The sequence below is a fragment of the Oceanobacillus massiliensis str. N'diop genome (assembly GCF_000285495.1).
In the GTDB taxonomy this organism is placed as follows: domain Bacteria; phylum Bacillota; class Bacilli; order Bacillales; family Amphibacillaceae; genus Oceanobacillus; species Oceanobacillus massiliensis.
Genome location: NZ_HE610978.1, coordinates 447,643 through 456,670, shown reverse-complemented (window position 1 = coordinate 456,670; position 9,028 = coordinate 447,643). Strand labels below are relative to the sequence as shown.

Below are 9,028 nucleotides of genomic sequence, written 5' to 3'. Positions count from 1 at the left end.
ACACAACTTCCTGTTTTATTTCGGGTGTATATTGTGTAAAATGCTGCCCTTTCTTTGCCATAGAAAAATCCCCTCCAAGTAAGACTGTTAGGAACATGATAGCATGTTCTCTTTTTTTATCAGTCTACTTAGAGGGGATAATACCAACCATCACCTTTTATTTTTCAACTTGAATTGTTCTCTATGCTATAAGCGTTCGCTTGTTCAGATGGTATTGCTGGCAGGGACCGGTATAAACCAGCAGCCGGCATCTGTTTCGTCATATTGTACATGGAGCTGCTCTTTCTCTATAGTTCTTTTCATTAAACGGATAAGTTCGCCTGTTTCGGCATAGGCGGTATTGCCCTTTCGCAATTGATCGATCTTTTCATCACGCATTCGCCTTAGGTTGATGGGTAACAAAGCAACCGACTCCTTTCAGTTCTTTCTCTATTACATCTGATTTACACCATTATTATATAATATTTTTAAGTGAAAATCCACATTACCCCCATCTGCTATTAGGGTTCTTAGTCGCTCAGTCGCGGGCTGACTGTGACTTCCATTTCCGTTGCTATTGTCATTTTCTTCACTTCAAAATAGTACGTGAAATCATCAATGGTAAAACCTTTATTTTCGATTGCAGACAGTAGAAGCTGGTCACTTTTGGAAATGGTGGCCACTTCCTGGCCGATCAGGTGGTCAATCTCTTCTTTAACCATTTCTTCCAGCTGAAGCTCAATCAGTCTGTCCATTTTCAGTTGCTCTCCTTCAGCTATCTTGATATCAATTGAACTAACCGTTAGGGGGGCCTTTGTTTTCTCGTTTAAATCTTCCTTATCCTTTAGCAATGCCTCATTCTGGTCTTTTAGATCACCTAATTGTGATGTCAGCTCCATATTTTCCGCCAAGAGTTTTTCGTACATGGTACCATACATATAAATGAGGATAAAATAGGCAATAATTCCGCCGAAAAAGGCTCCAGCAAAAAATCGTTTCCATGTAGCTTGTCGATGGTAGGGCGGAATATGCATCAGGAAATCTCCTTTTGCAGAAACCAATCGATCATGACGACGCCTACTTTTACTCCGCCCATCGCAGAAAGAATAAGCAATGCTTGTTTTACCAGATCAATCATTGAGCCATCAAACAAACCTTTTTCAAAATTGGCAATAGCATCGAAGGTTCCTCCGATTGCTGCGACAATGCCCCAAATTCTCAGCCTGTCAGCAAGACGGCCCATTGATGTCAAGGGGGCATCTCCAGTAGCGAAATCTCCAATGCTGCCGATAAATGAACCCCCGATAATAACGCCAAGAGCAATAAAGAAACAATGAATAAAAGCTGCAAAAAAGCGTTCTTCCATATGAATGCACTCCTTCAAGGCATACTTCTTACATCATATGAGGGGGGTGGACAGGTTATGCTAATTAATCAAGTGAAAAGCGTATGCATGTTCTGGATTGGTTGTTATAATGGTTGTAGAAGGATTTAATTACATATAAGTAAGCACGAGGCGGGATAGTATGTCATTTACACATTTACAGGTAAAAAGCGGATATAGTCTTATGAATAGTACCATTACGATTCCCAAGTTGGTGGAACGGGCCCATGAATTGAATTTCGATGCTCTGGCACTTACCGATGAAGGGGTGCTATATGGCGCCATTCCTTTTTACCGTGCGTGTCAAAGCTATGGTATAAAACCAATCATTGGGATGACTGTCTTTGTCCAGTATGAAGAGAATGCTGCGAACATACCATGTATTCTGCTTGCAAAGAGTGCCGCCGGTTATCATCAGCTGATTAAATTAAGCACAGCTATTCAGTTTGGCGGCGAGAATGCGATAGGAATGACAGAATTAGCTAGCTATAAAGATGATATAATCTGTATTCTTCCCATAAATCATGAAAAATTAAAAACACTTATTCGGGACGATTCTCCTGAAAAGGCTTTTGAATATATAAATAAATGGAAATCCATATATACTTCTGATGATTTTTATCTCGGAATCGATTATCCTCATTCTGCTGCCGGAAAGGCTTTCAATGAATCGGTCAAGGATTTTCAGCAAACCTATCGCATTCCGGCTGCAGCAATAAACGATGTCATCTATTTGAATGAGAAGGATGATATTGCTTATGATTGTCTGCAATCCATGAAAAAGGGCGACCATTGGGGAATGAAGGTCAGCGACGCTGCGTTGAAAAAGAGACATCTCCGTTCAGAAGCGGAGATGGTTGACTGCTTTAGCTCGTTTTGGCCAGAGGCGCTCGATCAGACGGAATCCATTAAAAATAAATGCAATATCGATTTAGATTTCGATCAGCGTCACTTGCCGTCATTTCCGGTACCAGATGGTATTGATGCGCACGATTACCTGACGAAGCAATGCTTTCAGAATGCAGAGAAAAGATACGCTGTACTCACGGATGAGGTTAAGGCTAGGCTGAACTATGAGCTAAGTATTATCGAAACCATGAAATTCAGTGATTATTTTCTTATTGTCGCTGATTTTATCAGCTATGCAAAATCCCAGCATATATTGGTTGGTCCTGGCCGGGGTTCGTCTGCAGGTTCGATTGTTGCATATGTACTAGGCATTACCGATGTCGATCCGATAAAATATCAATTGCTGTTTGAAAGATTTTTGAATCCGGAACGACGTACAATGCCGGATATTGATGTCGACTTTTCGGATGCAAGGCGAGATGAGGTAATTGAATATGTCCGTAACAAGTATGGCGGGGAAAATGTTGCCCAGATTATTACGTTCGGCACATTTGCAGCGCGATCTTTAATTAGAGAACTGATCAAAACAATGGACATAGACCAGCAGGATGCGGCATTCCTTCTAAAGGAGATACCGCTGCAGACGAAGAAAAACATTGCAGAGATCGTGAAAGATTCCAAGGAATTGAATCAATATGTCAAAGGCTCTCCTGAACTGAAGCTCCTGTTTGCTGTTGCCGTTAAGCTGGAAGGGTTACCACGGCATATATCCACCCATGCAGCTGGCGTAGTGATCAGTGAACAACCATTGACTGACTATGTTCCATTGACGGTCGGTGCGAATCAGACACATCTGACCCAATTTCCGATGAACGATTTAGAAGCTGTAGGTCTATTGAAAATGGACTTTCTGGGACTGCGGAATCTGACGTTGCTTGAGAAAATAATCAATTCCATCAAATATACAGCAAATAAGCAGATATCACTGGAACGTATTCCGGATAACGATGAACAGACATATCAGCTATTGCGGACCGGTCGGACAAACGGTGTTTTCCAGCTTGAATCACAGGGAATGAAACAGGTGCTTACAAGCCTGAAGCCCACATCATTTGAAGATATTGTTGCGGTTAACGCGTTGTTTCGTCCAGGCCCAATGGATTTTATTCCTGTATATATTGCCAGAAAACATGGCAAGGAACAAGTCACCTATCCGCATCCTGATCTAAAGCCGATACTTGAGAAGACGTTCGGCGTTCTTGTCTATCAGGAACAGATTATGCAGATTGCGAATCGGATAGCCGGCTTCACACTTGGTGAAGCCGATATCCTTAGAAGAGCGGTGAGTAAGAAGAAACAGGATATGATGGATGCCCAAAAGAAAGCGTTTATCGATGGATGTCTAACGAAGGGGTATGATCTGCCTGTTGCGGAAGAGATTTTCAGCTGGATTGTCAAATTTTCCAATTACGGTTTTCCACGAAGCCATGCAGTGGCGTATAGTAAAATATCCTATCAGCTTGCATTTTTGAAGGCGCATTATCCTGCCAGTTTTTTTGCTGAATTATTAAGCTCCACACGGAACCAGCAGGAAAAGTGGAGTGCATATATGCAGGAGCTTAAAAGTATGGGTCTGGAATTGCTGCCACCGAACATCAACCGCAGTTTTGGCAAGTACACGGTGGAAAAGAACCAAATTCGGATGGGACTGTCATCGATAAAAGGTGTCGGTAACCAGTCGATTGCAGAGATCATCCGCGTCAGAAAGGATGGCCCTTTTAAAAATTTATTTGATTTCTGCCTGCGTGTTTCTCCTAAAACGGTCAACCGCACAACTCTAGAGAACCTGATAATTGCAGGAGCTTTTGATGAAACAAACAGAAACCGGGCCAGCTTGCTAGCATCCATTGATCAGGCTATGGAACAAGGTGAATTGTTCAGCGAATTTTCCGGACAGCCGAGCCTCTTTCAGAACGGGATAGAGCTGGAAGTGGATTACGCCGATATAGAAGATTTCAGTCAGGTAAAAAAACTCGCCGATGAAAAGGAACTCCTTGGAATGTATATATCCAGTCATCCGCTGAAAGAATTCCGGATCAGGCTGCGGGCAAATGGGCATATTCCACTTAAAAATGCAGCAAATTTGGTAGGGAAAAAGGAAGTTGCCACAACGGCCATCATACAATCCATCAAGACAATCCGTACTAAAAGAGGCGAGCGAATGGCTTTCCTTACAATTGGCGATGAACATACTGAGATGGATGCAGTTGTCTTTCCTGATTTGTTCAGGGAAGCAAACCGCTGGCTTCATGAAGAAATGATCATTAGCATAAAAGGAAAAGTGGAATCACGAAACAATAAGCTTCAATGGGTAATTAGCATGATCACCCCTTTTGATGAAAATAACTTGTCTGATCCACCGAAAAAGCGTCTATTTATCAAATCGGGAACGAGTTCAAGTGAGCATACCCTCAAAATCATTAAACAGATTGCAGAAATGCATCCGGGTGTGACTCCTGTAATCATTTATGATGACGAAAGGGGCAAGTCCTTTCAGCTTGCTGATGCGTATTCTCTGCATACGGAGCATAGCTGCCTAAAGGAATTGAATCGTCATTTTGGTAAAGACAATGTTGTCCTGAAAAAAATGGAATAATTCTAAGCCAGCGGGGATTCTGGACGGAAAAAAGTGAATCTGTCAAAATCTCCTGCTGCTGATTGCATTACTTTACACATAAAAATCATCTGGTATAATTAAGAGGTTATTGGTGGTCTGACCACTTAAAAATACGATTTAAAAACTTTTCATTACGTTTATGAAAACAGCAATCAATGTATTTTATATGTTGTCTGAACATCTATTGCAGATGTTCCTTTGAAATCGATGCAGGATTTTAAAGGACCGCAACTTCTACTTAAAAAGGAGCGATAATAATCAAATGGCAAGCTTAAGAGATGAAGCATTACATATGCATAAAGTAAATCAAGGTAAATTGGAAATCAGTACAAAGGTAGCCGTCAATAATGCTGAGGACTTGAGCCTTGCTTATTCTCCTGGTGTAGCAGAGCCCTGCAAAGAAATTCATGACCGGACTGAGAGAGTCTATGACTATACGATGAAAGGGAATATGGTAGCCGTTGTCAGTGATGGATCTGCCGTGCTTGGTCTTGGAAATATCGGACCTGAGGCTGCATTGCCAGTCATGGAAGGAAAAGCCGTATTGTTTAAAGGCTTTGCGGGGGTGGATGCATTTCCAATCTGTCTCGATACCCACGATGTAGATCAGATAGTCCAGACGGTTAAATTAATGGAGCCGACTTTTGGCGGGGTCAACCTGGAAGATATCGCTGCACCAAACTGCTTCATTATTGAAGAAAGGCTGAAGAGCGAAACCAATATCCCGATCTTTCATGATGATCAGCACGGAACGGCCATTGTAACGGTAGCTGGATTAATTAATGCCCTTAAACTTGTCGGCAAGAAGTTTTCTGAGATTAAGGTTGTTGCCAATGGTGCAGGTGCAGCCGGAATTGCCATTATTCGTCTATTGGAGAGCTTTGGAGTAAGAAAGATGATCATGTGTGACTCTAAAGGGGCGATATTCGAAGGAAGACCTTATGGAATGAATAGCGTGAAGGATCATGTCGCCAAATTTACGAATAGTGACAAGGCAGAGGGTGCCCTTGAAGACGTATTGGTGGATGCAGATGTGTTTATTGGCGTATCTGTAGGCGGAGCGCTCACGAAAGACATGGTATCCAAAATGAACGATGACGCGATTATCTTTGCCATGGCCAACCCGGATCCGGAAATTTTGCCTGAAGAGGCGAAATCAGCTGGTGCAAGAGTGATTGGTACAGGCAGATCCGATTTTGCAAATCAGGTGAACAATGTTCTGGCTTTTCCTGGAATCTTTCGCGGTGCATTAGATGTGAGGGCCACCAGAATTAATGAGGAGATGAAGGTTGCAGCAGCAGAGGCGATCGCATCATTAATAGAAGAAAGCGAACTGCATGATGATTATGTAATTCCGAGTCCGTTTGATACCCGTGTTGCTCCATTGGTTGCAGCAAGGGTTGCCAAAGCAGCGATGGATTCTGGTGTCGCAAGATTGAAGGTCGATCCGGAAGAGGTTGCCGAGAAAACGAGAAGGCAGACTGCAAAATAAAGTCCGGATGCCAAAGGAGTTGAATCCCTGCAATGACGTTGTCAACAAAACAAAAGGTATATCAAGAAGTTATCAGGGAATTACAGCGCTATATTGAAGTGAATAATCTGAATGCCGGAGACAGACTTCCATCAGAAAGGGAACTGGCGGAAAAATTGAACGCAGGCAGGTCGTCGGTAAGGGAAGCATTAAGAGCCTTGGAACTTATTGGCCTGATCGAAACCAGACATGGTGAAGGCACTTTTTTGAGGGCTTACCGCTCCTACCAGACAGTGGAGCTGTTGTCTTCCTTTATTTTGAGACAGGAAAATATCAAGAGTGAATTATCGATAACGAAGAAAATCATCGAAAAAGAAGCGGCAAAGCTTGCTTGCGACCGTATAGGAAAAACCGACTTTAAAGAATTGACTTTTTTAACGGAAAGAAATAAGAACGACCCGCAAACAAGACATAATGCATATTTTAATTACCTATTCGAAAAAACGGAAAATCTTTTATTAAAGAAAATCTGGCTTTTGATGGAGGAATTTTCAAGTGCAGTCAATCCGCAATATTATGATGAATCATTTTACGTCAATCTGACTGCACTGTTTTCAGAAGGCGACTGCACTTCTATTGAAGAGCTGTTTTTAAAGCTGGATCGATAGACAATAACAGGCAACAAGGGTTATATTTTTCTTTCGACTGTTTATGACACTCTTTTTATAGAAAAATAGTTATGATGTAATAACCAATGCAGCATATGTACATGCTTGCAGGCAAAGGTAGGTATAAAGGGGGAATAACCTTGCTTAAAGATTTTTTTAGTAAAGGCAAGCGGAAGAAATACGCTTCCATACCAAGTGAACAGACAAAGCTGGATGTTCCGGAAGGGCTTATGCAAAAATGCAGTGGATGCAATAAAATATATTATCGCAAAGAAATGCGCAAATCATTAAATGTTTGTCCTAATTGTGGCTACCATCATCCAATGACTGCCTGGGAGCGGATTAACAGTTTGTTTGACCAGGATTCCCTTCAGGAGTGGGATAAAGGAATAACTTCAGGCAATCCACTTGGCTTTCCCGATTATGAACAGAAAATAGCAAAAGACCGGGAAAAAACGGAATTGAATGAAGGTGTCGTAACGGGAAGAGGTTCAATCGAAGGATTCCAGACTGCGTTTGCTGTAATGGATTCCCATTTTAGGATGGGCAGCATGGGCTCAGCAATGGGTGAAAAAATTGCCAGAGCAATCGAGAATGCAAAAGAACAATCCATTCCATTCATCATCTTCACTGCTTCTGGAGGTGCCAGAATGCAGGAAGGTGTACTTAGCCTCATGCAAATGGCGAAAACCTCCATTGCGATTAAGCGATTCAGTGATAAAGGCGGTTTAATGATATCGGTCATGACCCACCCAACGACAGGGGGAGTTTCTGCAAGTTTCGCATCAATTGGTGACTATAATTTCGCAGAGCCAGGAGCATTGATTGGATTTGCGGGCAGAAGAATCATCGAACAAACCATCCGAGAGAAGCTGCCTGAAGACTTCCAGACAGCAGAATTCCTGATGAAGCATGGCCAACTGGATAAGGTCATCCACCGTAAGGACATGAAAGAGATTCTTTCCAAGCTTCTTGCAATGCATCAGAAGGGTGGGGACTTGAAATGAATCAGGTATTGGAATTCGAAAAGCCAATAGTAAACCTAAAAGAAAAATTGCTGAACTGAGAAGCTTTACAGAGAATAGCGAAATCGATTTGACTACGGAAATTGAAACACTTGAGAAACGCCTTGAAGCCTTGGAAGATGATATATACGGTAACCTGAAACCCTGGAATCGGGTGCAGATGGCAAGACATCCAATGCGCCCAACGACAATGGATTATATAGAACAGCTCTTTACCGATTTCATCGAATTTCACGGGGACAGGTTCTACGGTGATGATGAGGCAATTGTCGCTGGATTGGCTTTTTATAACAAGCAACCAGTTACAGTCGTCGGCCATCAGCGCGGGAAGGATACGAAGGAAAATATCCTCAGGAATTTCGGAATGCCGCATCCGGAAGGGTACCGGAAGGCATTGAGGCATATGAAGCAGGCAGAGAAGTTCAACCGACCGATCATTTGTTTTATTGATACAAAAGGAGCATACCCGGGTAAGGCTGCAGAAGAAAGAGGGCAAAGTGAAGCAATTGCCAAAAACCTGATGGAAATGGCAGGACTTACGGTACCGATTGTCTGTATTGTCATCGGTGAGGGAGGAAGCGGCGGTGCATTAGGTCTTGGTGTAGGTGATCAGATCCATATGCTTGAGAACTCCACCTATTCTGTAATTTCCCCAGAAGGGGCGGCATCCATTTTATGGAAAGATGCAGGACAAGCCAAACGGGCAGCAGAATCGATGAAAATCACCTCCTATGACTTAAAAGATTTGAATGTCATCGATCAGGTGATCCCTGAACCAAAGGGTGGTGCACATCGTGACGTGGAACAGCAGGCGATGAACATAGATAAGGTTCTAAAGGCATCACTTAATACATTAAGTAATTTAACAAAAGAGGAATTACTTGAGAAACGATGGGAAAAGTATAAACAGATCGGTGAATTTGAAATCATATAGAAAACTGTAGTAATAAGAGGGTGATATTTTATAGTATCAGC

Annotated in this window: 7 protein-coding genes and 1 pseudogene; 5 read left to right on the top strand and 3 right to left on the bottom strand. The window is 42.4% G+C overall.

Annotation, left to right across the window (positions count from 1 at the left end; translation table 11 throughout):
* Nucleotides 1–204 precede the first annotated feature (204 nt).
* The 3 genes from OMHG_RS17545 to ytrH form a co-directional block, all read right to left on the bottom strand.
* Nucleotides 205–402 carry a YtzJ family protein gene (locus OMHG_RS17545; RefSeq protein ID WP_010651143.1) on the bottom strand — a complete coding sequence of 66 codons (198 nt, stop codon included), beginning with the start codon at nucleotides 400–402 and terminating at the stop codon, nucleotides 205–207.
* A 107-nt stretch (nucleotides 403–509) separates the two neighbouring features.
* A complete protein-coding gene (gene ytrI / locus OMHG_RS12165; protein WP_010651142.1) occupies nucleotides 510–1,013 on the bottom strand; it encodes a sporulation membrane protein YtrI in 504 nt (167 codons plus the stop codon).
* Nucleotides 1,013–1,345: a sporulation membrane protein YtrH gene (gene ytrH, locus OMHG_RS12160; RefSeq protein WP_010651141.1), complete on the bottom strand. Its 333-nt coding sequence runs from the start codon at nucleotides 1,343–1,345 to the stop codon at nucleotides 1,013–1,015. Before ytrH ends, ytrI begins: the two co-directional genes overlap by 1 nt.
* A gap of 160 nt (nucleotides 1,346–1,505) precedes the next feature.
* Between ytrH and dnaE the strand changes: the two genes are divergently transcribed.
* The 5 genes and pseudogenes from dnaE to accA all read left to right on the top strand — a co-directional run bounded on the left by dnaE (nucleotide 1,506) and on the right by accA (nucleotide 8,987).
* Nucleotides 1,506–4,868, top strand: a complete 3,363-nt coding sequence (gene dnaE, locus OMHG_RS12155; RefSeq protein ID WP_010651140.1) for a DNA polymerase III subunit alpha — start codon at nucleotides 1,506–1,508, stop codon at nucleotides 4,866–4,868.
* A 283-nt stretch (nucleotides 4,869–5,151) separates the two neighbouring features.
* A complete protein-coding gene (gene ystJ, locus OMHG_RS12150) occupies nucleotides 5,152–6,381 on the top strand; it encodes an NADP-dependent malic enzyme (protein WP_010651139.1) in 1,230 nt (409 codons plus the stop codon).
* A gap of 32 nt (nucleotides 6,382–6,413) precedes the next feature.
* Nucleotides 6,414–7,028 carry a FadR/GntR family transcriptional regulator gene (locus OMHG_RS12145; protein WP_010651138.1) on the top strand — a complete coding sequence of 205 codons (615 nt, stop codon included), beginning with the start codon at nucleotides 6,414–6,416 and terminating at the stop codon, nucleotides 7,026–7,028.
* Between the two features lie 140 nt (nucleotides 7,029–7,168).
* A complete protein-coding gene (gene accD, locus OMHG_RS12140) occupies nucleotides 7,169–8,035 on the top strand; it encodes an acetyl-CoA carboxylase, carboxyltransferase subunit beta (protein ID WP_010651137.1) in 867 nt (288 codons plus the stop codon).
* Nucleotides 8,032–8,987, top strand: a pseudogene (accA, locus tag OMHG_RS12135) (acetyl-CoA carboxylase carboxyl transferase subunit alpha). Before accD ends, accA begins: the two are co-directional and overlap by 4 nt.
* Nucleotides 8,988–9,028: the final 41 nt, after the last annotated feature.